The 21,623-nt window shown below is 68.1% G+C and carries 21 protein-coding genes and 1 riboswitch; of the genes, 8 read left to right on the top strand and 13 right to left on the bottom strand.

Annotated features, from left to right (window positions below; genetic code table 11):
- Positions 1 to 40 precede the first annotated feature (40 nt).
- Positions 41 to 1,249 carry a beta-ketoacyl-ACP synthase I gene (gene fabB / locus AC5P57_RS20475; RefSeq protein WP_099552578.1) on the bottom strand — a complete coding sequence of 403 codons (1,209 nt, stop codon included), beginning with the start codon at positions 1,247 to 1,249 and terminating at the stop codon, positions 41 to 43.
- The gene (gene fabA / locus AC5P57_RS20470; RefSeq protein WP_005407930.1) at positions 1,249 to 1,764 is read right to left on the bottom strand and encodes a 3-hydroxyacyl-[acyl-carrier-protein] dehydratase FabA; all 516 of its coding nucleotides are present in this window, start codon (positions 1,762 to 1,764) and stop codon (positions 1,249 to 1,251) included. Before fabA ends, fabB begins: the two co-directional genes overlap by 1 nt.
- Before the next feature lie 191 nt (positions 1,765 to 1,955).
- Between fabA and dinB the strand changes: the two genes are divergently transcribed.
- Positions 1,956 to 3,044: a DNA polymerase IV gene (dinB, locus tag AC5P57_RS20465; RefSeq protein WP_262235254.1), complete on the top strand. Its 1,089-nt coding sequence runs from the start codon at positions 1,956 to 1,958 to the stop codon at positions 3,042 to 3,044.
- Positions 3,045 to 3,364: 320 nt separating this feature from the next.
- Here the strand turns inward: dinB and AC5P57_RS20460 are convergent, their stop codons facing one another.
- Both AC5P57_RS20460 and AC5P57_RS20455 read right to left on the bottom strand, forming a co-directional pair.
- Positions 3,365 to 4,276, bottom strand: a complete 912-nt coding sequence (locus AC5P57_RS20460) for an MBL fold metallo-hydrolase (protein WP_262235255.1) — start codon at positions 4,274 to 4,276, stop codon at positions 3,365 to 3,367.
- A 161-nt stretch (positions 4,277 to 4,437) separates the two neighbouring features.
- On the bottom strand, positions 4,438 to 5,076 hold the full coding sequence (locus AC5P57_RS20455; RefSeq protein WP_262235256.1) for an NAD(P)-dependent oxidoreductase: 639 nt from the start codon (positions 5,074 to 5,076) through the stop codon (positions 4,438 to 4,440).
- A 108-nt stretch (positions 5,077 to 5,184) separates the two neighbouring features.
- Here AC5P57_RS20455 and AC5P57_RS20450 point away from each other — a divergent pair, with 108 nt between their 5' ends.
- From AC5P57_RS20450 to gph, 3 genes are all read left to right on the top strand, one after another.
- Positions 5,185 to 6,114: a LysR family transcriptional regulator gene (locus AC5P57_RS20450; protein ID WP_262235257.1), complete on the top strand. Its 930-nt coding sequence runs from the start codon at positions 5,185 to 5,187 to the stop codon at positions 6,112 to 6,114.
- Complete coding sequence (locus tag AC5P57_RS20445) at positions 6,111 to 6,902, top strand: class I SAM-dependent methyltransferase (protein WP_099552581.1); 792 nt, start codon at positions 6,111 to 6,113, stop codon at positions 6,900 to 6,902. Before AC5P57_RS20450 ends, AC5P57_RS20445 begins: the two co-directional genes overlap by 4 nt.
- A 64-nt stretch (positions 6,903 to 6,966) precedes the next feature.
- Positions 6,967 to 7,635 carry a phosphoglycolate phosphatase gene (gene gph, locus AC5P57_RS20440; RefSeq protein ID WP_262235258.1) on the top strand — a complete coding sequence of 223 codons (669 nt, stop codon included), beginning with the start codon at positions 6,967 to 6,969 and terminating at the stop codon, positions 7,633 to 7,635.
- Between the two features lie 168 nt (positions 7,636 to 7,803).
- Here the strand turns inward: gph and btuB are convergent, their stop codons facing one another.
- On the bottom strand, positions 7,804 to 9,645 hold the full coding sequence (gene btuB, locus AC5P57_RS20435) for a TonB-dependent vitamin B12 receptor (protein WP_262235259.1): 1,842 nt from the start codon (positions 9,643 to 9,645) through the stop codon (positions 7,804 to 7,806).
- A 116-nt stretch (positions 9,646 to 9,761) separates the two neighbouring features.
- Positions 9,762 to 9,984, bottom strand: a riboswitch (cobalamin riboswitch).
- A 143-nt stretch (positions 9,985 to 10,127) separates the two neighbouring features.
- Here btuB and AC5P57_RS20430 point away from each other — a divergent pair.
- On the top strand, positions 10,128 to 10,706 hold the full coding sequence (locus AC5P57_RS20430) for a histidine phosphatase family protein (RefSeq protein ID WP_099552584.1): 579 nt from the start codon (positions 10,128 to 10,130) through the stop codon (positions 10,704 to 10,706).
- Between the two features lie 132 nt (positions 10,707 to 10,838).
- Here the strand turns inward: AC5P57_RS20430 and AC5P57_RS20425 are convergent, their stop codons facing one another.
- Together AC5P57_RS20425 and AC5P57_RS20420 are read right to left on the bottom strand one after the other, a co-directional pair.
- The gene (locus AC5P57_RS20425) at positions 10,839 to 11,201 is read right to left on the bottom strand and encodes a TfoX/Sxy family protein (protein ID WP_142807180.1); all 363 of its coding nucleotides are present in this window, start codon (positions 11,199 to 11,201) and stop codon (positions 10,839 to 10,841) included.
- Positions 11,198 to 11,680: a GAF domain-containing protein gene (locus AC5P57_RS20420; protein WP_099552586.1), complete on the bottom strand. Its 483-nt coding sequence runs from the start codon at positions 11,678 to 11,680 to the stop codon at positions 11,198 to 11,200. Before AC5P57_RS20420 ends, AC5P57_RS20425 begins: the two co-directional genes overlap by 4 nt.
- A gap of 67 nt (positions 11,681 to 11,747) precedes the next feature.
- Between AC5P57_RS20420 and bioD the strand changes: the two genes are divergently transcribed.
- Positions 11,748 to 12,434: a dethiobiotin synthase gene (bioD, locus tag AC5P57_RS20415; protein ID WP_262235260.1), complete on the top strand. Its 687-nt coding sequence runs from the start codon at positions 11,748 to 11,750 to the stop codon at positions 12,432 to 12,434.
- 71 nt (positions 12,435 to 12,505) lie between these two features.
- Here bioD and AC5P57_RS20410 read toward each other — a convergent pair whose 3' ends face one another.
- From AC5P57_RS20410 to msrB, 4 genes are all read right to left on the bottom strand, one after another.
- Positions 12,506 to 13,954 carry an aminotransferase-like domain-containing protein gene (locus AC5P57_RS20410; protein ID WP_099552588.1) on the bottom strand — a complete coding sequence of 483 codons (1,449 nt, stop codon included), beginning with the start codon at positions 13,952 to 13,954 and terminating at the stop codon, positions 12,506 to 12,508.
- 205 nt (positions 13,955 to 14,159) lie between these two features.
- A complete protein-coding gene (gene msrA / locus AC5P57_RS20405; RefSeq protein ID WP_495219768.1) occupies positions 14,160 to 14,897 on the bottom strand; it encodes a peptide-methionine (S)-S-oxide reductase MsrA in 738 nt (245 codons plus the stop codon).
- 14 nt (positions 14,898 to 14,911) lie between these two features.
- On the bottom strand, positions 14,912 to 16,681 hold the full coding sequence (locus tag AC5P57_RS20400; protein WP_262235262.1) for a cytochrome c biogenesis protein DipZ: 1,770 nt from the start codon (positions 16,679 to 16,681) through the stop codon (positions 14,912 to 14,914).
- 2 nt (positions 16,682 to 16,683) lie between these two features.
- On the bottom strand, positions 16,684 to 17,259 hold the full coding sequence (msrB, locus tag AC5P57_RS20395; protein ID WP_099552590.1) for a peptide-methionine (R)-S-oxide reductase MsrB: 576 nt from the start codon (positions 17,257 to 17,259) through the stop codon (positions 16,684 to 16,686).
- A 144-nt stretch (positions 17,260 to 17,403) separates the two neighbouring features.
- On the opposite strand from msrB, the gene AC5P57_RS20390 reads away from it, so the two are divergent.
- Together AC5P57_RS20390 and AC5P57_RS20385 are read left to right on the top strand one after the other, a co-directional pair.
- A complete protein-coding gene (locus AC5P57_RS20390) occupies positions 17,404 to 18,123 on the top strand; it encodes a response regulator transcription factor (protein ID WP_262235263.1) in 720 nt (239 codons plus the stop codon).
- A complete protein-coding gene (locus AC5P57_RS20385; RefSeq protein ID WP_262235264.1) occupies positions 18,120 to 19,589 on the top strand; it encodes a sensor histidine kinase in 1,470 nt (489 codons plus the stop codon). Before AC5P57_RS20390 ends, AC5P57_RS20385 begins: the two co-directional genes overlap by 4 nt.
- On the opposite strand, the gene AC5P57_RS20380 is transcribed toward AC5P57_RS20385, so the two are convergent.
- On the bottom strand, positions 19,586 to 20,932 hold the full coding sequence (locus AC5P57_RS20380) for an ATP-binding protein (RefSeq protein ID WP_262235265.1): 1,347 nt from the start codon (positions 20,930 to 20,932) through the stop codon (positions 19,586 to 19,588). The genes AC5P57_RS20385 and AC5P57_RS20380 overlap by 4 nt on opposite strands.
- Positions 20,929 to 21,618 (bottom strand): winged helix-turn-helix domain-containing protein, encoded by a 690-nt coding sequence (locus AC5P57_RS20375; protein ID WP_495219767.1) that lies wholly within the window; start codon positions 21,616 to 21,618, stop codon positions 20,929 to 20,931. The genes AC5P57_RS20380 and AC5P57_RS20375 overlap by 4 nt, the downstream gene beginning before the upstream one ends.
- Positions 21,619 to 21,623 lie beyond the last annotated feature (5 nt).

The following is a 21,623-nucleotide window of genomic DNA, read 5'->3' as shown; positions in this document are numbered from 1 at the left end:
CATTGGTGGGTGCCGACCGTGGGTCAGCACACCTGCCCCATCACACCCGCCCGAACACCAGCGCGGCGTTGGTGCCACCGAAGCCGAAGCTGTTGGACATCACCGTGTCCAGCTTCTGCTCGCGGCTCTGGCGCAGGATCGGGAAGCTCTCCACCTTCGGGTCCAGCTCGCCGATGTTGGCCGAACCGGCAACGAAGCCGTCGCGCATCATCAGCAGGCAGTAGATCGCCTCATGCACGCTGGCTGCACCCAGCGAGTGGCCGGACAATGCCTTGGTCGACGACAGCGGCGGTACCGCATCGCCGAACACTTCGCGGATGGCGTTGAGCTCGGTGACATCGCCCAGCGGGGTCGAGGTGCCGTGGGTGTTGAGGTAGTCCAGCGGGCGATCGATGCCCTGCAGCGCCATCTTCATGCAGCGCACCGCGCCTTCGCCGGACGGGGCAACCATGTCGGCGCCATCGGAAGTGACGCCATAGCCGATCAGCTCGGCATGGATGTGCGCGCCGCGCGCAACGGCGTGGTCGTAGTCCTCCAGCACCAGCATGCCACCGCCACCGGCGATGACGAAGCCGTCGCGGTCCTTGTCGTACGGACGCGAGGCGCTGGCCGGGGTCTCGTTGAAGCTGGTCGACAGTGCGCCCATCGCGTCGAACATCACGCTCATCGACCAGTGCAGGTCTTCACCGCCACCGGCGAACATGATGTCCTGCGCGCCATGGCGGATCATGTCCGCGGCCGCGCCGATGCAGTGCGCCGACGTCGCGCAGGCGGCCGACAGCGAGTAGCTGACGCCCTTGATCTGGTAGGCAGTGGCCAGGCAGGCCGAGACGGTCGAGCACATCGTGCGCGGCACCATGTACGGGCCGACCTTGCGAACGCCGCGCTCGCGCAGCAGATCGACCGCGCCGATCTGCCATTCGCTGGAGCCGCCACCGGAGCCGGCGATCAGGCCGGTGCGCAGGCTGCTGACCTGCTCGGTGCTGAGCCCGGCATCGGCGATGGCATCGCGCATGGCCAGATAGGCGAAGGCCGCTGCGTCGCTCATGAAACGCTTCTGCTTGCGGTCGATCAGCGCGTCCAGGTCGAGATCGACGCGGCCGCCGACCTGGCTGCGCAGGCCCGCTTCGGCGTGGTCGGCCAGCGCGGTGATGCCCGAGCGCCCTTCGCGCAGCGCGGCCGAAACAGTATCCAGATCATTGCCGAGGCAGGACGTGATGCCCATGCCGGTGATGACGACGCGACGCATCAGAAGCTCCCGGTTTCAGTGAACAGGCCGACGCGCAGGTCGCGGGCGCTGTAGATTTCGCGGTCATCCACGTACATGCGGGCGTCCGACTGGGCCATCACCAGCTTGCGGTTGATGACGCGGCTGATGTCGATCTCGTAACGCACCAGCTTGGCCTCCGGCAGCACCTGGCCGGTGAACTTCACCTCGCCGCAGCCCAGTGCGCGGCCCTTGCCGGGGGCGCCCAGCCAGGTCAGGAAGAAGCCGGTCAGCTGCCACATGGCATCCAGGCCGAGGCAGCCGGGCATCACCGGGTCGCCGATGAAGTGGCAGCCGAAGAACCACAGGTCCGGGCGGATATCCAGTTCGGCGCGTACCATGCCCTTGCCATGCGGTCCGCCGTCCTCGCGGATGTCGGTGATGCGGTCGAACATCAGCATCGGGTCGTTGGGCAAACGGCCGGCGGCGGTGCCGAACAGTTCACCGCGTGCGCTGGCCAGCAGCTGTTCGCGGTTGAACGCGTGGAGACGGGTCATGAAGCACAATCCTGGAAGCGGGGAAACAGGGAAACAAGCGCTCGAGGATGCCCGTGGAAACTGTGCCGATCAAACATTTCAACCGTACGCAACCGTAGTGTTTTCAATGGAATACGCGCATCCTGTTGATGTGCAACGACCATACTTCGGCGTGTGGCCCGTTCGGCATGCCCCCGCCCTTTCCGCCTGACATGACCCGACTGCGCAAGATCATCCACGTTGACATGGACGCGTTCTACGCGTCGGTGGAGCAGCGCGACGATCCGTCACTGCGCGGCAAGCCGGTGGTTGTGGCATGGCGTGGCGCCCGCTCGGTCGTATGCGCGGCGTCCTACGAGGCACGCGTGTTCGGCGTGCGTTCGGCGATGCCCGCCGTACGTGCCGAGCGCCTGTGCCCGGACGCGGTCTTCGTGCCGCCGGACTTCGCGCGTTACAAGGCGGTGTCACAGCAGGTACGCGCGATCTTCCTGCGCCATACCGACCTGGTCGAGCCGCTGTCGCTGGACGAGGCCTATCTGGATGTGACCGAGCCGAAGAGCGGCATCGAACTGGCCACCGACATCGCCCGTACCATCCGCACGCAGATCCGCGAGGAAACGAACCTGACTGCTTCAGCCGGGATCGCGCCGAACAAGTTCCTGGCCAAGATCGCTTCGGACTGGCGCAAGCCCGATGGCCAGTTCGTGATTCCGCCGCAGCGCGTGGATGCCTTCCTGCTGCCGCTGCCGGTGAACCGGGTGCCCGGCGTCGGCAAGGTGATGGAAGGCAAGCTGGCCGCGCGCGGCATCGTCACCTGCGGCGACCTGCGGCAGTGGGCCTTGATCGATCTGGAAGAGGCGTTCGGCAGTTTCGGCCGCAGCCTGTACAACCGCGCACGCGGCATCGACGAGCGGCCGGTGGAACCGGACCAGCAGGTGCAGTCGATTTCCTCGGAGGACACCTTCGCCGAGGACCTGCTGCTGGAAGATCTGACCGAGGCCATCGTGCAGCTGGCTGGGAAGACCTGGAACGCCACGCGCAAGACCGAGCGCATCGGCCACACCGTGGTGCTGAAACTGAAGACCGCGCAGTTCCGCATCCTCACCCGCAGTTTCACCCCGGAGCGCCCGCCGGAATCGATGGAAGAACTGCGCGACATCGCGCTGGCCCTGCGCGCCCGTGTCGATCTGCCGGCGGAGACGCGTTACCGCCTGGTCGGTGTCGGCCTTGGTGGCTTCCGCGAGAAGGAACCGGTGGTGCAGGGCGAATTGTTCGAGCACACCCAGACCGATCGCTCCTGATCGTTCATCCACGCACGGCGTGGATCTACGTGTCGACCAAGGTCGACACCCACCAAGAGCAGGGCATTCCATCCCGACAGGTTGCGCAGACATGCCATCCAGGCAGATCGCAGAGAGCTGTCGAAGGCGGGGTGGGTCCGGTTGCGGGGGCGTGAGCGCCATGGATGGCGCGACCGAGCCTCCATGGACGGATTCACGGCGTCCCCCGCAACCGGACCCACCTCGCCATCCCACGGATAGCCGGCTGTTGCTGTTGCTTCGGCTGTTGCCGTGCATTGAGCAGGTGCAGGGCGCAGCCCTGCAAAAGAAAACTCCCTACCTCATGGCCACTGCATCTCACCCTTGGCCACCTTCGCACTCAGCTCCAGCGATGCCACGCCGTCCAGCTTCGGGTAGCGCGCCTGCATCGCTTTCACCAGCGCCGCACCGTCCTTGGCCTTGGCTGCCTCGGAATCGAACGCGCGGATGTAGTCTGCCGTGAACGCCAGCGCACTGGCATCCAGCGCCGCACCCGGCGCGTAGTGCCCCGGCACCACCACCTTCGGCTTCAGCGCCTGCAGCCGCTGCAGGGTCTGCAGCCAGTCGGCGTGCGACTTCGGCGTCTGCGTGTCTGCCATCCACACGTGTTCACCGGCCATCACCGGAATACCGCCGACGATCGCGCGCAGCGACGGCACCCACAGCACCGTGCGGTCCGGGGTCGGGCCATCGAGGCCGATCAGCGGCAGGCGCTGGCCTTCCAGCTGCAGGGCATCACCGTCCAGCACCTGCGGCACCACGATGCGTGCCGGCACGTCGGCGCCCATCTTCGGCCCCCAGTAGGCCAGCTTGCCGGCCTGGCTCTGCTGGATATGGGCAACGGTCTGCGCGGTGGCGACGATGCGTGCCTGTGGGAACGCGTCCTGCAGGGTAGCCAGGCCGAAGTAATAGTCTGGATCACCGTGGCTGATGTAGATCGTGGTCAGCTGCTTGCCGCTGGCACGGATCAGCTCGACCAGCTTGCGCGCGTCGCTGGCGCCGAACTGCGCATCGACCAGGATCGCGTCATGGCGGCCTTCGATCAGCACCGAAGACACCGAGAACATCGCCTGCGGGCCCGGATGGAAGGTCTGCAGGTGCAGCTGGGATCTGGTCGCCGTGGCCGGCGCCGGCGTGGCCGAAGCGGCCATCAGCGGAGCACTGGCGAAGGCGGCGGCCAGCGCGAGGGGAAGCAGCAGGGTAGCGGTGCGCATTGGGAATTCCTCGTGTCGGATGGGGAGCGGAGCGCGGACTATGCCGGGCGTCCTTGCCCGGCCCGCTGCGGGCCGTCGCAAGCGACGTTGGCAACGGCTCCTGCCGTTGCCTTCGGCTCTACAGCTGGGTAGCGCCGGGCCATGCCCGGCGGACGCCATGATCAGTACGCGGCCGTGATGATCTGCTTCGGGTACTGCTGCGCTTCCAGCTCGGCGACGAACGCGGCGCCGTAGTCGGCGTAGCTGATGCGGCTGTGGCCGCTGGCATCAGCGAGGAAGGCCTTGGGCTGCACGCGGTACTGGCCGCGCTCTTCGCCCGGGCCGATTTCGGCGGCCGGCGAGAAGAAGGTCCAGTCCAGGTCGTCCACCGCCTGCAGGCGATTGAAGGCTTCACGATGGGCCAGCGCGTACGGCTTGTAGGCCTCCGGGAAGTTGGGGGTATCGACCAGCTGCACGCCCGGCGCGACTTCCAGGCTGCCGGCGCCACCGACCACCACCAGGCGCGGTACACCGGCCTTGCGCGCGGCGACGGCCAGCTGCGCGGCCACTTCGCCGACGCGGCCGATGTCATCGCCCGGACGCGGGCCATAGGCGCTGGCCAGCACGTCGTGGCCGGCGATGGCGGCGACCAGGGCATCCTGGTCATCCAGCGAGGCGATCACCGGATGGGCACCGGCCAGTTCGGCCGGAAGATCCTGCGCGCTGCGCACGATGACGGTGAGTTCGTGGCCGTTGGCCAGCGCGTGGCGGGCGATCTGGCGGCCGATGTTGCCGGTGGAACCAACGAGGGCGATCTTCATGGCAGGACTCCGTGGGGTGGTATGGGGTGGGAATGGGGCCACTCTAGGCCGCTGCAGTCGCTCGAAAAACAGCGTATAACGCGCTTGTTTGTTGCATGGATCGAGCATATGGACCGATTGACCGCCATGACCGTGTTCGTCGAGGTTGCCGAGCGCGGCAGCCTCACCGCCGCCGCCGAGGTGCTGGACATGTCACGGGCGATGGTCACCCGCTACCTGGCCGAGGTCGAGGGTTGGCTGGGCGCGCGCCTGCTGCACCGGACCACGCGCCGGGTCAGCCTGACCGGCCCCGGCGAGGCGGCGCTGGTGCGCTTCCGGCAGATGCTGGCCATCGGCGAGGAACTGCACGGTGAGCTGGCCAGCGACGATCCCGAACCGCACGGCACGTTGCGGGTGACCGCCAGCGTGTCGTTCGGGCAGAGCCACCTGGCGCGGGCGGTGGCCGCTTTCGTCGCACGCCACCCGGCGGCGCGCATCGAACTGCTGCTGGTCGACCGCACCGTGAACCTGGTGGAGGAGCGCGTGGACCTTGCGGTGCGCATCGCCCGCCAGATCGATCCCAGCCTGATTGCACGACGGTTGGCCACCTGCCGCTCGGTGTTATGCGCGACGCCGTCCTACCTGCAGGCACGCGGTACGCCTACCGCACCGGAACACCTGGCCGCGCACAACTGCCTGACCCATCACTACGTGGGCAAGAGCTTGTGGCAGCTGCACCGCGGTGGCCGTTCACTGTCGGTGGCGGTGGGCGGCAACATCAGCGCCAACGAAGCCTCGCTGTTGCTGGAAGCGGTGCGTGCCGGCGCCGGCATCGCCATGCTGCCGACCTACCAGGTGGCGCCGCTGCTGCGCAGTGGCGAGCTGATCGAACTGCTGCCCGAATTCAGTCTGGACGAACTCGGCATTCATGCCGTGTACGCATCACGGCGCCAGCAGCCCGCTATCATGCGGCGATTCCTGGATTTCCTGGGCGAGTGTTTCGCCAGCCCGGCCTTCCAGGATCTGGATTGGCGCCCACCGGGCAAGGAGAACACATGAACCATGGACAGGCCTTGATCGACCACAACCGTGCTGCCTGGGACCGCCAGGCCAGCGAAGTGCGCGAATGGTCGCGCCCGGTGGAAAGCTCAACGATTGCCGCCGCGCGCGATGGCCGCTGGCAGGTGCACCTGACCCCGCGCGCGCTGCCGCTGGACTGGCTGGGTGATGTGCGCGGCCGCCGCATCCTCTGCCTGGCCTCGGGCGGTGGCCAGCAGGCCCCGGTGCTGGCGGCGGCCGGGGCGGAGGTGACCGTGTTCGATCTGTCCGATGGCCAGCTCGAGCAGGATCGTCAGGTGGCGGCGCGTGATGGCCTGCAACTGCGCACGGTGCAGGGCGACATGCGCGATCTGCACGCCTTCGCCAACGACAGCTTCGATGTGGTGTTCCACCCGATCTCCAACCTGTACGTGCCCGACGTCCGGCCGGTGTGGACCGAATGCCGCCGCGTGCTGGCGCGCGATGGCATGCTGATGGCCAGCTTCTACAACCCGGTGCTGTTCGTCGGTGCGCGCGATCCGCAGCTGGATGCACAGGGCCTGATCCGGCCGCAGTACGCCATTCCCTATTCGGATCTGGAAGACCTGCCACCGGCCGAGCGCGAGGCGAAACTGGCACGGGGCGACGCACTGACCTTCGGCCACAGCCTGACCGAACTGATCGGTGGCCAGCTCGATGCCGGCTTCATCATCGATCGCTTCATGGAAGACTGGCAGCCGCAGCCGCGTTTCCTGATCGACCGTTACCTGCCCACCTTCCTGGCTACCCGCGCGCGCCGGATCGGCTGAGGCGGATCGGCGCAAAAAACAGCGGCGTACAATGGACGGCCCCACGTCATGCAGGTGCCGTCCCTTGTCGTATCCGTATCCGCTGGTCGTGTTCGACCTCGATGGCACGCTGGTCGACAGCGCTGCCGATATTGCCGAAGCGCTGAACCGCACGCTGGAGGACATCGGCGTGGCGCGTGTGCCGGAAGCCACCGTGCTGGGCTGGATCGGTGACGGTGTGGGCCGTCTGGTCGAACAGGCGGTGCAGGCCGCCGGCCGCGAGGTGGACTTGGCCGAGGTGATGCCGGTGTTCATGGTGCACTACCGTGAGTGCCTGCTGCGCAGCCCGCGGCTGTTCGATGGCGTGGGCGAAGCGCTGGCGCAACTGCGTGCGCGCAACGTGCCACTGGCGATCTGCACCAACAAGCCTGAAGCACTGGTGCCGCCGCTGCTGCAGCACCTGGGTATCGGTGATGTATTCGCGCTGGTACTGGGGGGAGATTCGCTGCCGCAGCGCAAGCCCAGCGGTGAGCCATTGCGGTACATCGCCGCGCACTTCGGGCTGCCGGTGGAGTCCTGCCTGATGGTGGGTGATTCGTTGACCGACTACCGCGCCGCCGAAGATGCCGGCATGCCGATCGCACTGGTGCGCTACGGCTATCCGCGCGGCCTGGACCTGGCCACCGCGCATGCGGTGGCGGTGATCGACGACCTGCGTGAACTGCCGGGGTTGCAGGACTGCTGCAACGGATGACCCCGGGTCGATGCAAGGGGTAGTGCCGGCCGCTGGCCGGCAACCTGGAATGCGTTGCCGAAGATCACGATGTTGCCGGCCAGCGGCCGGCACCACCATGACCATCGCGGTCATTTCGTCTGGCAACGCATGCTCTGCCTGGCGCCGGGCGATGCCCGGCGCGCTCCTTCATTTCGGCTGGTAACGCACGCTCAACTGGTACTCACGGCCGGGCTGGTTGAACCACGCCACGGTCTCATACCTGCGGTCGAACACATTGGCGGCACGTGCCAGCAGCGACCACGACGGCGTCAGCGCGTACTCGGCGCGCAGATCCAGCGTGCCGTAACCTCCCACCTTCACCATGTTGGCGGCATCGTCGTAGCGCTTGCCGGCACCCTGTACGGTCAGGCCGGCGCGGAAGTTGCCGAAGCGACGGTCGATGTCCAGGCGCGCGGTCTGCTGCGCGCGGCGTGGCAGCCAGTTGTCGAACTGGGTGCTGCCGCCGGTGCGGTTGCGCGGGTCGGTGTAGCTGAGCTGTGCGTTGATGTCGAAGCCGGCCAGCAGCACGCCGCCGGTCAGTTCGGCACCGCGGATGCGGGACTTCTCCACCTGCTGCATCTTGAAGGTCGCCGCATCGTAGGTGATCAGATCATCGATGCGGGTTTCATACACATCCAGACCCCAGTGCCAGCCCTGGCCCTGCTGCGAAACGCCCAGGTTGGCACTCTTGGATTTCTCCGGGTTCAACGTAGGCACGCCGCTCCACGGGTCGTACAGATCGCTGAAGGTCGGTGCCTTGAACGCCGTGCCATAGCTGGCGTTGACGCGCAGGCCGTGGCCCAGTTCCACGGCCCAGCCAACGCTGCCGGTAGCGTGGTTGCCGAACTGCTGGTTGTCGTCGTTGCGTGCGCTGGCCTGCAGCTGGTGGCGTCCGAAGCGGCCCTGGTACTGCACGAACACGCCGGTGTTGCGGCGACTGTCGACGAGGTAACCCGCGCTGCTGCCATCCAGGTTGTCTTTGCTCCAGTCCACGCCTGCGCTCAGCAGCTGGCCCTCCGCCACGCCGAAATCGCCCTGCAGCGAGGCGCTGTCGCGATGGGTCTGTGCGCTGCCACGTGCACCGAAGTCGCCGAAGTTGTCCGACTCGTTGTCACTGCGGCCGACGTTGGCGGTGAATGCCAAGCGCTCGGACGGGGTGTAGCGCACCTTGCCGGCCAGCACCTGCTGGCGGGTTTCCGAATAGTTGTAGTAGCCGTCGTAGTGGTTCTTGCCGTCGGCGCGCAATGCGCTGCCTTCCACGTTCCACTGGTCGTTGAAGCTGTAGCCACCGCGCAGACTCTTGGACAGGTTGCGGTAGCCGTCGCGATCGGGCTCGTCGGCGAAACAGCCGGTGAACAGCGTGGCCGAGCCGCGGCAGGCATCGATGCCATCGGAATGCTGGTAGGCGATGTCGGCACCGAACCAGCCGCGTTCGCTGCCACCACCAATGCCGCCGCTGGCTTCGCGCAGCCCGTTGCTGCCGCCGCCGAGCTGGAAGTGCGGGGCGAAATCGCCCTGGTTGCGACGGGTGAAGATCTGGATCACGCCACCGATGGCGTCGGCACCGTACAGGCTCGACTGCGGGCCGCGAACGATTTCGACGCGTTCGATCTGCGCCAGCGGCAGGTCCTGGTACATGGCCAGGCCGAGGTCGGCGCTGTTGATGCGCACGCCATCCACCAGCACCACGGTGTGGCCGGAATTGGTACCGCGCAGGAACAGCGAGCTCTGCTTGCCGAGGCCGCCGGAGTTGGTCAGGTTGATACCGGCGCGGCCACGCAGCAGTTCCTGCAGCGAAGTGGCCTGGCTGGATTCGATCTGCGCGCGGTCGATCACCTGTGCCGGCGCGATGCTGTCCTGCAGGGCGATCGGGGTGCGGGTGGCGGTGACCAGGATCTGGTCGAGCGCGGTGGTGGCCTCGCTGGCCTGGGCCAGCGCGGGCAGGGCGGCCAGCACGGCCAGGGACAGCATTCGGGACTGCAGCTTCATGGGGGGACTCCAGGTGCCACGCACGCCCGCGTGGCGAAGGGGAGGAGCCGCGAAGGCAGGCACGCGCCGACGCCGCAGCGCGCGCCACGGTCATCCAGCGCCATGCCCACCGCATCGCGACCTGAGGCTTCCGGGCCGGTCTCCGGGCTCGCCGCCGGGTGGCGCGAGGCCACCGTCCAGGCGCCTTCCCATGCCTGTGGCACAGTGGCGTTGTTGCCTGGAACTGACGTGCTTACCGTTGCGGGGGCAGCGCCGGCCTGGCGTGGAATCACGCGTCACCGGCTTCCCGTTTCAACCTGCCGGCCGGGGCCGCAGGTCACCTGGAAGTGCGCGCAGTCTACGGCATCGCAGGCAGTGCCGTTGCGTCGCGCCTGCACGACTGCCTTTGCTGTGCCTTTAGAATGGTTGCTCGATCCCGTGGTGCCGTTGCCGATGTCCGCCCGTTTTCCGCTGTACCTGCGTTGCCCGTCCGGGACGCGCGCATGATCCTCGACCTGGTCCGCCATGCCGGCAACGGCCGTGATGAATACCTCGATGGCCGCAGCGACCCACCGCAGCTGGCCGGCCTGCCGAAGGAGCTGGTCGAGGCCTATGCCGGGCAGCGCTGGGAGCGGGTGGTCAGTTCGCCGCGGCTGCGTTCGCTGCATACGGCCATGGCGCTGGCCACCCCGCGCGGGCTGGACGTCGAAGCGGACGAGGAATGGGAAGAGCTGGATTTTGGCGACTGGGACGGGCAATCGCTGTTCGACCTGCCGGAAGATGCGCTGGCCGCCTTCCACGCCGATCCGCATGCGTTCCCACCGCCGAACGGCGAGAGCTGGGGGCATTTCGAGCGGCGCATCGCGCGCGCGCTGGATCGCCTGCTGGATGACGATGACCCGGTGCCGACGCTGGTGGTCAGCCACGGTGGCCCGTTGCGCATGGTGCTGTCGCAGGTCTGCGGCCTGCCGATGTCGCTGTGCTGGGCCCTGCGTATCGACCACGGCACCCGCCTGCGGGTGTGGCTGGAGCGTGGCGAGGTCGGGCTGGTGGGTGAGCTGCTGGAGCTGCAGCAGCCTTGATCGCACTCGCCGGGCATGGCCCGGCGCTACCGATCCCGCATCACAGCGGTAGTGCCGGCCGCTGGCCGGCAGCTTCAGGACCGATGAAAAGACCATGCAGTTGCCGGCCAGCGGCCGGCACTACCGGTGCAGTCAATCCTCGTCCGCGTCCTCGGTCACGCTGTCCTCAGCGTCATCGTCGGCATCGAAGCGCTGCTCATGCACCGGGCCCGAGGCCGGGCCGGCTGCCTTCAGCGGATGCGCAGCGATGCGCGCTTCGTAATCCTGCACCAGTGCTTCACGCTGTGGCTCGCTCAGCTCCTGCCAATGGCAGTCCAGCAACGCGCCTTCCAGCGAGTACAGCAGGTTCAGGCTGGGCTTGAAGCCGGCGCGCTTGACCTTGACGAAGGCGCCGACGGCTCCGATCGCGACCAGGTCGTCGCGGCTGCGCAGGCCGACCTGGCGCAGCCACGCCGCACTTTTCGGGCCGATGTTGCGCAGCTTCGGCGTGCTCATCCCAACGCCTCGACGAACACGCGGGCGATGGCTTCCAGGCCGGCCTGATCTTCTGCGTCGAAGCGGCCGACCTTCGGGCTGTCGATATCGAACACGCCGATCAGTTCATCGCCGCGCAGCAGCGGCACCACCAGTTCCGAGCGCGAGGCCGAATCGCAGGCGATATGGCCGGGGAAGGCGTCGACGTCCTCCACGCGCTGGGTCACGCGCTGGCTGGCGGCGGCTCCGCACACGCCCTTGTCCAGCGGGATGCGCACGCAGGCCGGCAGGCCCTGGAACGGGCCGACCACCAGTTCCTTGCCGTCGTACAGATAGAAGCCCACCCAGTTCAGGTCGGGCAGGGCATGGTAGACCAGCGCAGAGAGGTTGGCCGCGTTGGCGATGCGGTCGGACTCGCCGTAGACCAGGCCACGGGCCTGTTCCAGCAGCTGGGCGTATTGTTCCGGCTTGCTGCCGGTGAGCGAGGCATTGGCGAACATGCCAGCAGTCTAGCAAGCGCGCCGGGCCGGTGATAATGCACGCACTGTTGCCCTGCTGGAGCCCTTGATGCCGTTGCCCACCCCGCTGCCGCCAGCCCTCTTCGTTACCGGCACCGATACCGAGATCGGCAAGACCGCGGCAAGCACCGCGCTGCTGCATGCGCTGCGCCGGCGTGGCCTGCGCGCGGTTGGCATGAAGCCGGTGGCCAGCGGCAGCGAGGATCTGGGACAGGGCCTGCGCAACGAGGACGCGCTGGCGCTGCAGGCAGCCAGCTGGCCGGTGCCGGACTACGCCGATCTGAATCCGTATGCGCTGCGGCAGCCGCTGGCACCGGAGCTGGCCGCTGCCGAGGACGGCGTGCAGGTGGAGCTGGCGCCGATCGTGGCCGCGTTCGAACGCCTGCGCGCGCAGGCCGACATCGTGGTAGTGGAGGGCGTCGGTGGTTGGCTGGCGCCGGTCTCGGCCACGCTGGACCAGCTCGACCTGGTGCGCGCACTGCGGTTGCCGGTGCTGCTGGTGGTGGGCATGCGGCTGGGCTGCGTCAACCATGCGCGGCTGACCGCGCAGTCGCTGCAGGCCAGTGGCGTGGAGTGCCTGGGCTGGATCGGCAACCACATCGACCCGGCCATGCAGCGCCAGGACGAGAACTTCGCCACGCTGCAGCAGCGCCTGCCGATGCCGTGCTGGGGCCGGCTGCCACATCTGCCGGGTGCGGGCGGTGCACAGCTCGCAGTGCACCTTGGCGATGGCTGAGGGTAGTGCCGGGCGCTGGCCGGCAACTGCTTCGATCCGGTGATCCCGATGTTGCCGGCCAGCGGCCGGCACTACCGTGCTGCAGACGCCAGCTCCCGCGCGATCGCGCCCAGCCGCTCCACCGCCCCAATGAAGCGCGCATCCAGCGTCTGGCAGCACGACAGCCGCAGGCAATGGCGATACCGCGCGCCACGTGAATACACCTGGCCGGGCATGAACACGATGTCCTCCTGCAGCGCACGCTCAAACAGTTCGCGCGTATCGATGCCCGGCAGTTCCAGCCACAGCAGGAAGCCGCCCTGCGGTTCAGTGGCGCGGGTGCCCGCCGGGAAATGCTCGGCCACAAGCTGGCGCAGCCGTCCGACCTGTTCGCGATACAGGCGACGCATGCGATGCAGGTGGTGCTCGTAGCTGCCCGCTTCCAGATAGGCCGCTACCGCGTCACCCAGCAGCTGCGGCTCACCACCGGTGGACTGGAACTTCAGCAGTGCGATGCGTTCGGCGAAGCGGCCACCATCGAGCCAGCCGATGCGATAGTCCGGCGCCAGCGTCTTGGAAAAGCCGCCGACCACCATCACCCAACCGTCGCGATCAAACGCCTTCAGCAGCGGCGCCGGCGGCTCGCAGAACTGCAGCTCGGCGTACACCGCATCCTCGATCAACGGCAGTTGGCGTGCATTGACCAGCTCGGCGAGGCGTTGCTTGGCGTCCATCGGCATGGTGCAGCCCAGCGGGTTGTGCACGGTCGGCATCACCACCAGCGCGGCCAGCGATGTGTGCTCCAGCAGCGTGTCCAGCGCATCGACATCTAGGCCCTGCTGCGGATGGGTGGGCAGTTCGATGGCCTGCAGGCCGAGGTTGGCCAGCAACGGGTACAGATTGAAGTAGGACGGTGCCTCGATGCCGACCGCGTCGCCGGGTTGGGTCACCGCACGCAATGCCAGCTGCAGCGCTTCCATTGCACCGTGGGTCAGCAGCAGGCGCCCGGCGTGGGTGTGCAGGCCCATGCGCGGACCGCGGCGCACGATCTGCGCCAGCAGCCGCGGCGAACCATTCGGGCGCGCGTAGGTCTCCACCGTCTGCTGGCCATGGCGTAGTACCTGCGCGGTGTGCTTGGCCAGCTGCGCGCCGGGATAGAACTGGCGACCGCGCGGGCCGGCGAAGGCCAGATCGATCACGCCCGGGCGGCGCTGCGCCTCAAGCACGCGCGCCATCAACACCTGCTGCAGCGGTGCAGTGGGTGCCGAGGGCACATCGCGCAACGAGCGTTCCGGCACCGACAGTCGTGGCGCGACCTCGAAGCCGGCCTTGGGCCGAGGAATCACCAGACCAGCGTCTTCCAGCTGGCGATAGGCGGCAATCACCGTGTTGAGGCTGAGCCTGCGTTGTGAGGCCATCTGCCGCAGCGAGGGCAGGCGGCTGCCAACCGGAAGGCGACCGCCGTGAATGGCCTCGGCCAGTTCGTCGGACAGCCGTTGGTAGCGGGGCGGGATCATCGCGCTCTGGTCATCTGTATCCATCGAATTTCCCGCCATCTGGTGCTGTACCCATGATGATGGCGAGCCTAGCATGTCGTTGTCGGCCGGGCCTGATCGGGGCGTGGCCGGTACTTTCCAAGCGCACGGCTGGATGGCCGTGCGTTTTTTTTTTGCAGGTAGTGCCGGCCGCTGGCCGGCAATCCCTGGATCCCCAGGAGCCGGCCAGCGGCCGGCACTACCCGGGTCGTTACCGCATCGGCACCAGCGCCGCATCGCGCCGGTACAACGCCGGGAACTGCCTGCCCAGCGTGGCCAGCTTCGGTGCGTCGTAGTAGCGGATGTAGGCCGCCTGCGGGTAGTTCGTCATGTAGTTCTGGTGGTAGCTCTCGGCCGGGTAGAAGCGCTGGCCGCTGACCAGCTGGGTGACGATCGGCGCGCGGTAGCTGCCGGCCTGGCCGAGCTGGGCGATGTAGGCGCGGCTGGCCGCCTGCTGGCGGGCGTCGTCAGTGAAGATCGCCGACCGGTACTGGCTGCCGTGGTCCGGCCCCTGGCGGTTGAGCTGGGTCGGGTCGTGTGCCACCGAGAAGAACACCTGCAGCAACTGCCCGTAGCTGACCTGGCGCGGGTCATAGTCGATCTTCACCGCCTCGGCATGGCCGGTCTGGCCGCTGCTGACCCGTTCGTAACGCGCGTTGGCGGCGCTGCCGCCGATATAACCGGAGACGGCATTGCTCACGCCCTTGACGTGCTGGAACACGCCCTGCACCCCCCAGAAGCAGCCACCGGCAAACACCACGCTGGCGTGGGTGGCGTCATCGCGGAACGCGGCATCGCCGCTGGGTGCTGGCAGCGCGCCGGTCTGTGCGCTGGCTTCGACCGGTGCCGCGATGGCGCCGTGGTCAACCAGCAGCACACCGGCGATCAATGCCGTGGCCACCAGGCCTGCAACACCGGCAGCAACGCCCTGTTCAAAGGAGAGTTTCATCATGTCCTCCCGTTTCAACCAAAGGTGAAGGCATAGGCCTGCACGCCCGCATCGAGGAACTCGATCTCGAAGCGGTGCGGGCCGACCGTGCCGCGCTGGCGGATCAGCTGGTACAGGCGGTGCTCGTCGACCACGCCGCTGCCATCGGCTCCGACATCGCTGCCGGCATCGGCGGCGGGCAGCGGCTTGCCGTCCAGCCAGACCCGGAAACGCACCGGCGTGCCGTCGTGGGCCGGTGCCAGCACCAGGTGCAGGTCGCGCGCATGGAACTGGAAGGCGATGCGGCCACCAGCCTGCTGCAGCTGTGCCGCTTCATCGGTGACGGTCCAGTGCCCGGACAGCCCCCACTGGTTCAACGCCAGGGTGGCCGGCAACGTGTAGTCGAACGCAGCGTCGCTGCGCTGCCCGCCGGGCGAGGCGAACTGCTCGGCGCGGGCGTGGCCCAGATAGGTTTCCGGCGAGCGCAGATTGCCCATGTCGGCCTGCGCGGCCACGCCCTTCAGGTCGGCGGCAGCGGGATCGGCCGGTGGCGGCAGATGGGTCTGGCCGGCTTCGGTCAGCAGGCGGCGGATCATCTGTTCCGAGCGCGCATAGTTGCCTTCGCCGAACTGGTGGCCGCGGATGTTGCCCTGTGCATCGACGAAGTACTGCGCCGGCCAGTAGCGGTTGTTGAACGCGCGCCAGATCGTGTACTGGTTGTCGAGCGCCACCGGGTACTCGACCTTCAGCTGCTGCACCGCCTTCATGACGTTGCGCGGGTCACGCTCGAAGGCGAATTCCGGGGTGTGCACGCCGACCACCACCAGGCCGTGGTCGCGGTAGCGGCGTTCCCATTCGTGCACGAACGGCATCGCGCGCAGGCAGTTGATGCACGAGTACGTCCAGAAATCGACCAGTACCACCTTGCCGCGCAGCTGCTGGGCCGTCAGCGGCGGGCTGTTGAGCCAGCCGGTGGCGCCGTCCAGCGCGGGCAGGGTGCCTTCCACCGGCAACGGTGCATCGGCCGCGGCGTTGGCACCGGCCATCATCATCATCGGCGGTGCCGCCGGCTGCGCGCCGGGCACCGCATCCAGCAGGCCCTGCTCGATACGCGCGGTGCTGACCGTTGAAAGACGGGTGAGCAGGCCGGTATCCCAGCCCATGCCGATCGCCACCACCGCCAGCAGCGCGGCCACGCCCAGCACCTTGCGCAGCACATCGCCGAGGCCAAGCCGCGCCTGCAGTGCACGGAACACGCGGCCGCCCACCCACACCGCCAGCGCCAGTGCGGTGATCGCACCCAGTGCATAGGCCAGCAGCAGCGCACTGGTACCGACGCTGGCGCCATGCAGGGCCGCACCGGTCAGCACCAGGCCGAGGATCGGCCCGGCGCATGGTGCCCACAGCAGGCCGGTGGCGATGCCGATCAACAGCGAGGTCCATGCGCCGCCATGCCCAGCAGCATCAGCGGCATCGGCACGCGCGCTCAGGCGTGCACCCACACGCTGGAACGGCGCCAGCAGATGGTCGGCCAGTCGTGGCCATAGCAGTGCCACCGCGAACAGCGCCATCAGCAGCAGGGCGATCCAGCGTCCGACCTGGTTGGCCTGCGCCACCCATTGGCTGCCCACCGCGGCCAGGCTGGCGACCACGGTGAAAGTGAGCGCCATGCCCAGCAGCAGCGGCAGCGTGCTGCGCAGGAACGGACGGTCGGCACGCGCGAACACGAACGGCAGCACCGGCAGGATGCAGGGACTGAGCAGGGTCAGCGCGCCCCCGAGGTAGGCAAGCAGCAACAGCAGCATCGTCAGGCTCCGGAAGCAGGGGAAGAACCGACCGGCACCCGCCAGCCATCGGCAGTGCCGCCCTCGGCGGCACCTGGAACGAACACCATCGCCGCACCATTCATGCAGTAGCGCAGCCCGGTCGGGCGCGGGCCGTCGTTGAACACATGGCCGAGGTGGCCACCGCAGCGGCGGCAGTGCACCTCCACCCGCAGCATCCCGAAGGTGACATCGCGGTCTTCGCCGATGGCGTTGTGCAGCGGCGCCCAGAAGCTGGGCCAGCCGGTGCCGCTCTCGAACTTGGTGGAGGAGGAGAACAGCGGCAGCGCACAGCCTGCGCAGGCGAAGGTGCCCTGCCGGTGTTCCTGGTTGAGCGGGCTGCTGTACGGGCGCTCGGTGGCCTGCTGGCGCAGCACCGCGTACTGCGCCGGGGTCAGCTGCTGGCGCCACTGCGCATCGCTGTGCATGACCTCGAACTGTCGCGACGGGCGCGCTTCGGCGGCCGCCGGCGCGGCGCGGCTGCAGGCCCCCAGGCCGAACAGGCCGGCGGCGGTGGCAACACCGCCCAGGCCCAGCAGATGGCGGCGGGACAGGGACATGGCGGACTCCGGGAAGGGGCGACGGGGCCATGCTGCGCCCGCCCGGGTCAACGAATCCTCACGCAGGATTCAATTTTTCGTGAGGTATCGGCGGCAATCCCGCGCCACAATGCAGCCAGCCTCCCCACTGGCCCCGAGCTGCCGATGTCGACCAAACGCGTGCTGATCGTTGAAGACGATGCCCACATCGCCGACCTGCTGCGCATGCATCTGGGCGATGAGGGTTACGACGTCGCCCATGCCGCCAGTGGCGATGCCGGCCTGCGCCTGCTTGAGCAGGACGGCCCGTGGGATGCGCTGGTGCTGGACGTGATGCTGCCCGGCGTGGACGGCCTGCAGGTCTGCCAGCGTGCACGCGCGATGGCGCGCTATGTGCCGATCATCATCATCAGCGCGCGCGGCAGCGAAACCCAGCGCATCGTCGGCCTGGAACTGGGTGCGGATGACTACCTGGCCAAGCCCTTCTCGATGCCGGAACTGGTGGCACGGGTGCGCGCATTGCTGCGCCGCGCCGAGGCGATGGCGCAGAGCGCACGCATCGATGCCGGCGCGATCGAGCTGGGTGGGCTGCAGCTGGACCCGGTTGCACGCACCGTCTCGGTGGATGGCAACCCATTGGAGCTGACCCCGCGCGAGTTCGACCTGCTGCTGTTCTTCGCCCGCCATCCAGACCAGGTGTTCGCACGCATGGAACTGCTCAACCAGGTCTGGGGCTACCAGCACGACGGTTACGAGCACACAGTCAACACCCACATCAATCGGCTGCGCAGCAAGATCGAGCCGGACCCGGCCAACCCGCGGCGCCTGCTGACGGTGTGGGGACGCGGCTACAAGCTGGTCGATCCGGCCGGGGCGGCGGCATGATCAAGCCGAACCTGTGGCAGAAGCTGGCGGCGGTGATCGCCGCGCTGATGCTGATGTGCTGCATGGCGTTGCTGGCGCTGCAGATGCGTGCCAATACCCGCCACGAGCAGGAAGTGGTGCAGCGGTTGTCGCTGGGCCTGGCCGAGCACATCGCCCAGCGCAGCGAGCTGATGGATACCAGCGGCATGCGTGATGCCGCGGTGCGCGCGCTGTTCGGCCAGCTGATGGCGGTCAACCCCAGCGTCGAGGTCTACCTGCTGGACGACCAGGGTCGCATCCTTGGCCACGATGCACCCAGTGGGCATCTGGTGCGCAACCGGGTGGACGTGGCACCGCTGCGCCGGCTGCTGGCCGGTGCACCGTTGCCGATCCTCGGCGATGACCCGCGCAGCGCGGATGGCCGCAAGGTGTTCAGTGCAGCGCCGCTGATCGTGCAGGGTCGCCAGGCTGGCTATGTGTACGTGGTGCTGGTCGGCGAACACCGCCAGATGTTGTCCGACGACCTTGCCGCCGGCAGCCAGTGGAACACCACGCTGTGGTCGGTGATGCTGGTCGGCAGCCTGGGCCTGCTGGCCGGGCTGGTAGCGTTCTACTGGGTGACCCGTCCGCTGCGGCGGCTGACCCGGCGCATCCAGGCCTTCGACATGGATGCACCCACGCCGTTGCCGGCGCCGGAGCCGCTGCGCCCCGGTGAGCGCGACGAGCTGGTGATCCTGGAACACGCGCACGCGCAGATGGCACAGCGGCTGGGCGAGCAATGGCAGCAGCTGCGCCAGCAGGACCTGCAGCGGCGCGAGCTGGTCGCCAATATTTCGCACGACCTGCGCACGCCGCTGTCGTCGCTGCACGGCTACCTGGAAACGCTGGCGTTGAAGGATGCCACGCTGTCACCGGACGAGCGCCGCCGCTATCTTGGCATCGCCCTGGCGCAGAGTGCCAAGGTCGGTCGGCTGGCACGCGCGCTGTTCGAGCTGGCGCGGCTGGAGCACGGCGAAGTGCGGCTGGAGTGGGAAGTGTTCGCGCTGCCGGAGCTGCTGCAGGACGTGCTGCAGAAGTTCGAGCTGGCGGCGCAGGCGCGCAACCAGCGCCTGCTCGCGGAGTTCCCGCCAGGCCTGCCGCTGGTGCGCGCCGATCTGGGCCTGGTCGAGCGGGTGCTGACCAACCTGCTCGACAACGCGCTGCGGCATGCGCCCGACGATGGCCGGATCGAGGTGCGTCTGCGCGCGACGCCGGACAGCGTGGAAGTGAGCGTGGCCGATGATGGTCCTGGTGTTGCCCCTGCACTGCGCACACAGCTGTTCCAGGCACCGGCCGCGCTGGGCGCGCGACGTGGCGAGAACGGCGGGTTGGGCCTGCTGATCGTGCAGCGCATCGTGCAGCTGCACGGCCGTCGCATCGAACTGCGTGACAGCGAGCGCGGCGCGCTGTTCGTGTTTGCGTTGCCGCGCGCGGAACCGGCAGCCTAGCAGGCCGCCTCGCACTCCACCACGCCGCCGCTTTCCAGCGGCAGGTGCAGGCGGATGCAGGCACCGCCCAGCTCCGAATCGGTCACTTCAACGTGGCCGCCATGCTTGTCGGCCACTACCTGCACCAGCGCCAGGCCGAGGCCGAACCCGGGGCTGCCCGGATCCAGCCGCACATAGGGTTGAAGCACCTGGCCGCGCAGTTCGGGTGCGATGCCGGGGCCGTCGTCCTCCACCTGCAGGCATAGCCAGCCGTCGTTGACGGTGCTGGCGATACGGATCTGCCGCCGTGCGTAGCGCAGGGCATTGCCGAGCAGGTTGCGCAATGCCAGTTCCAGCATGTGCCGGTTGACGTTGACCAGGCCGACCGGCGACAGCGCCTGCTGCACGGGCATCGGCAACGGCGCGAACTGGGCCACTACCCCGCGTACCAGTGCCGCCAGTTGCAGGCGCTGCCGGGTCAGCTGATGGCAGCGACCGAGTGCGGCGTACTCGACGCCGGCATCGGTGAGGTGCTGCAGCCGATCAATGTCGGTGCGCAGGCCGCCCAGGGCATCACGCTGGATCTCGTCCAGCGCGGTGTCCTCCAGGTCAGCCAGGCCGAAGCGCATCCGTGCCAGTGGGGTGCGCACTTCATGTGCCACTGCCTGCGCCAGAACGCGCTGGCTTTCCAGCAGCTGCTGCAGCTGCTCGGCCATATGGTTGAAGGCATTGGCCAGCGGCCGCACCAGCGCGGTGCCCGCGCGTGGCGCACGCGTGTCCAGCTGTCCGTCGCGCATCTGCCGCGCCGCCTGTGCCAACTGCGAGACGTCACGCCACAGGCGGTAGACCATCACGTACATCGGCAGTGCCACGGCCACCATCAGGATCAGCAGCAGGATGGCCACGCCGGACACTTCGCTGTCCTGCCAGCCCTCGTCGGGCAGCGCTTCGTCCAACGGCCCCAGCATCACCGCGTAGTCGCTGTCGCCGATCCGCTGAAGGCTGCGCATGTGCTCCAGGTCGATCTGCACGCGGCCGTTGTTGAAGGGGGGACGCTGGCTGGCCGGCAGCTCCTTCATCGCCTCGGCCAACGGCACCATGCGCAGGGCATAGGCGAAATCAGCGTCCAGTTGGCGCGCCAGCGTCGGCCACTGCTCGCGCGGGGTTTCGGCGAAGCGGTGCTGCAGCAGGGCATGGGTGCCACGCATTTCGGCCTGGAGCCCGGCTTCGGTGCGGTCTTCCAGCAGCGCGTCCCAGGCCCACAGGCCGAGCACGATCAGCAGCAGATGGGCGACCAGGAAGCCGATGCCGTAGCGCAGGAAGTGGAAGGCGTGGCCGCGCATCGCCGAGGGCGTGCGCTTCATCCCCATGCCGAGCGGCTGAACAGGTAGCCGCGTCCACGGACGGTCTTGATCCGCTCCGGTTGTTCAGGGTTGTCGCCCAGCTTGCGGCGCAGGCGTGAGATGCGTGCATCGATCGAACGGTCCAGGCCGTCAAAGGCGATGCCACGCAGGCCGCGCAGCAGCGCGTCGCGGTCGAGGATCTGCCCCGCGTTGCTGGCCAGCAGGAACAGCAGGTCGAACTCGGCGGTGGTCAGTTCCAGCAGGGCGCCCTGCAGGTGCACATTGCGGGTGGACGGGTCGATGTTCAGCTCGCCGAAGCGCAGGCTGCCGTCGCGTGGTTCGACCCGGCGATGGCGGCGCAGGTGCGCACGCAGGCGGGCCAGCAGCACCCGCGGTTCGATGGGTTTGCCGATGTAATCGTCGGCGCCCAGCTCCAGTCCCAGCACCTGGTCGATGTTGTCGGTGCGGGCGGTCAGCACGCAGATGATGCCGTCATAGTGGGGTCGGATCTGCCGACACACTTCGAAACCATCCTGATCGGGCAGGCCGACGTCGAGCAGGACCAGGGCCGGCTTCTCGGTCAGGATCCGGGTCACCGCACGCTCACCGCTGCGCTCGTGGGCCACCTGGTAGCCATGCCGGCGCAGATAGTCGCTGACCATCGTACCCAGGCGGGCATCGTCTTCGACCAGTACGATATCCAGCATTTTCA

The organism is Stenotrophomonas sp. YJH_SMC_79, assembly GCF_059367995.1.
This window is presented reverse-complemented; position numbering and strand designations above follow the sequence as displayed.

Coding starts and splice junctions, on each gene's coding strand:
- AC5P57_RS20390 (WP_262235263.1), top strand. CDS start 17,404: ATGTCGACCAAACGCGTGCTGATCGTTGAAGACGATGCCCACATCGCC.
- btuB (WP_262235259.1), bottom strand. CDS start 9,645: ATGAAGCTGCAGTCCCGAATGCTGTCCCTGGCCGTGCTGGCCGCCCTG.
- AC5P57_RS20425 (WP_142807180.1), bottom strand. CDS start 11,201: ATGAGCACGCCGAAGCTGCGCAACATCGGCCCGAAAAGTGCGGCGTGG.
- fabA (WP_005407930.1), bottom strand. CDS start 1,764: ATGACCCGTCTCCACGCGTTCAACCGCGAACAGCTGCTGGCCAGCGCA.
- fabB (WP_099552578.1), bottom strand. CDS start 1,249: ATGCGTCGCGTCGTCATCACCGGCATGGGCATCACGTCCTGCCTCGGC.
- AC5P57_RS20455 (WP_262235256.1), bottom strand. CDS start 5,076: ATGAAGATCGCCCTCGTTGGTTCCACCGGCAACATCGGCCGCCAGATC.
- AC5P57_RS20420 (WP_099552586.1), bottom strand. CDS start 11,680: ATGTTCGCCAATGCCTCGCTCACCGGCAGCAAGCCGGAACAATACGCC.
- AC5P57_RS20410 (WP_099552588.1), bottom strand. CDS start 13,954: ATGGATACAGATGACCAGAGCGCGATGATCCCGCCCCGCTACCAACGG.
- bioD (WP_262235260.1), top strand. CDS start 11,748: ATGCCGTTGCCCACCCCGCTGCCGCCAGCCCTCTTCGTTACCGGCACC.
- msrB (WP_099552590.1), bottom strand. CDS start 17,259: ATGTCCCTGTCCCGCCGCCATCTGCTGGGCCTGGGCGGTGTTGCCACC.
- AC5P57_RS20385 (WP_262235264.1), top strand. CDS start 18,120: ATGATCAAGCCGAACCTGTGGCAGAAGCTGGCGGCGGTGATCGCCGCG.
- msrA (WP_495219768.1), bottom strand. CDS start 14,897: ATGAAACTCTCCTTTGAACAGGGCGTTGCTGCCGGTGTTGCAGGCCTG.
- AC5P57_RS20460 (WP_262235255.1), bottom strand. CDS start 4,276: ATGCGCACCGCTACCCTGCTGCTTCCCCTCGCGCTGGCCGCCGCCTTC.
- AC5P57_RS20400 (WP_262235262.1), bottom strand. CDS start 16,681: ATGCTGCTGTTGCTGCTTGCCTACCTCGGGGGCGCGCTGACCCTGCTC.
- AC5P57_RS20380 (WP_262235265.1), bottom strand. CDS start 20,932: ATGAAGCGCACGCCCTCGGCGATGCGCGGCCACGCCTTCCACTTCCTG.
- AC5P57_RS20450 (WP_262235257.1), top strand. CDS start 5,185: ATGGACCGATTGACCGCCATGACCGTGTTCGTCGAGGTTGCCGAGCGC.
- AC5P57_RS20375 (WP_495219767.1), bottom strand. CDS start 21,618: ATGCTGGATATCGTACTGGTCGAAGACGATGCCCGCCTGGGTACGATG.
- dinB (WP_262235254.1), top strand. CDS start 1,956: ATGACCCGACTGCGCAAGATCATCCACGTTGACATGGACGCGTTCTAC.
- AC5P57_RS20430 (WP_099552584.1), top strand. CDS start 10,128: ATGATCCTCGACCTGGTCCGCCATGCCGGCAACGGCCGTGATGAATAC.
- AC5P57_RS20445 (WP_099552581.1), top strand. CDS start 6,111: ATGAACCATGGACAGGCCTTGATCGACCACAACCGTGCTGCCTGGGAC.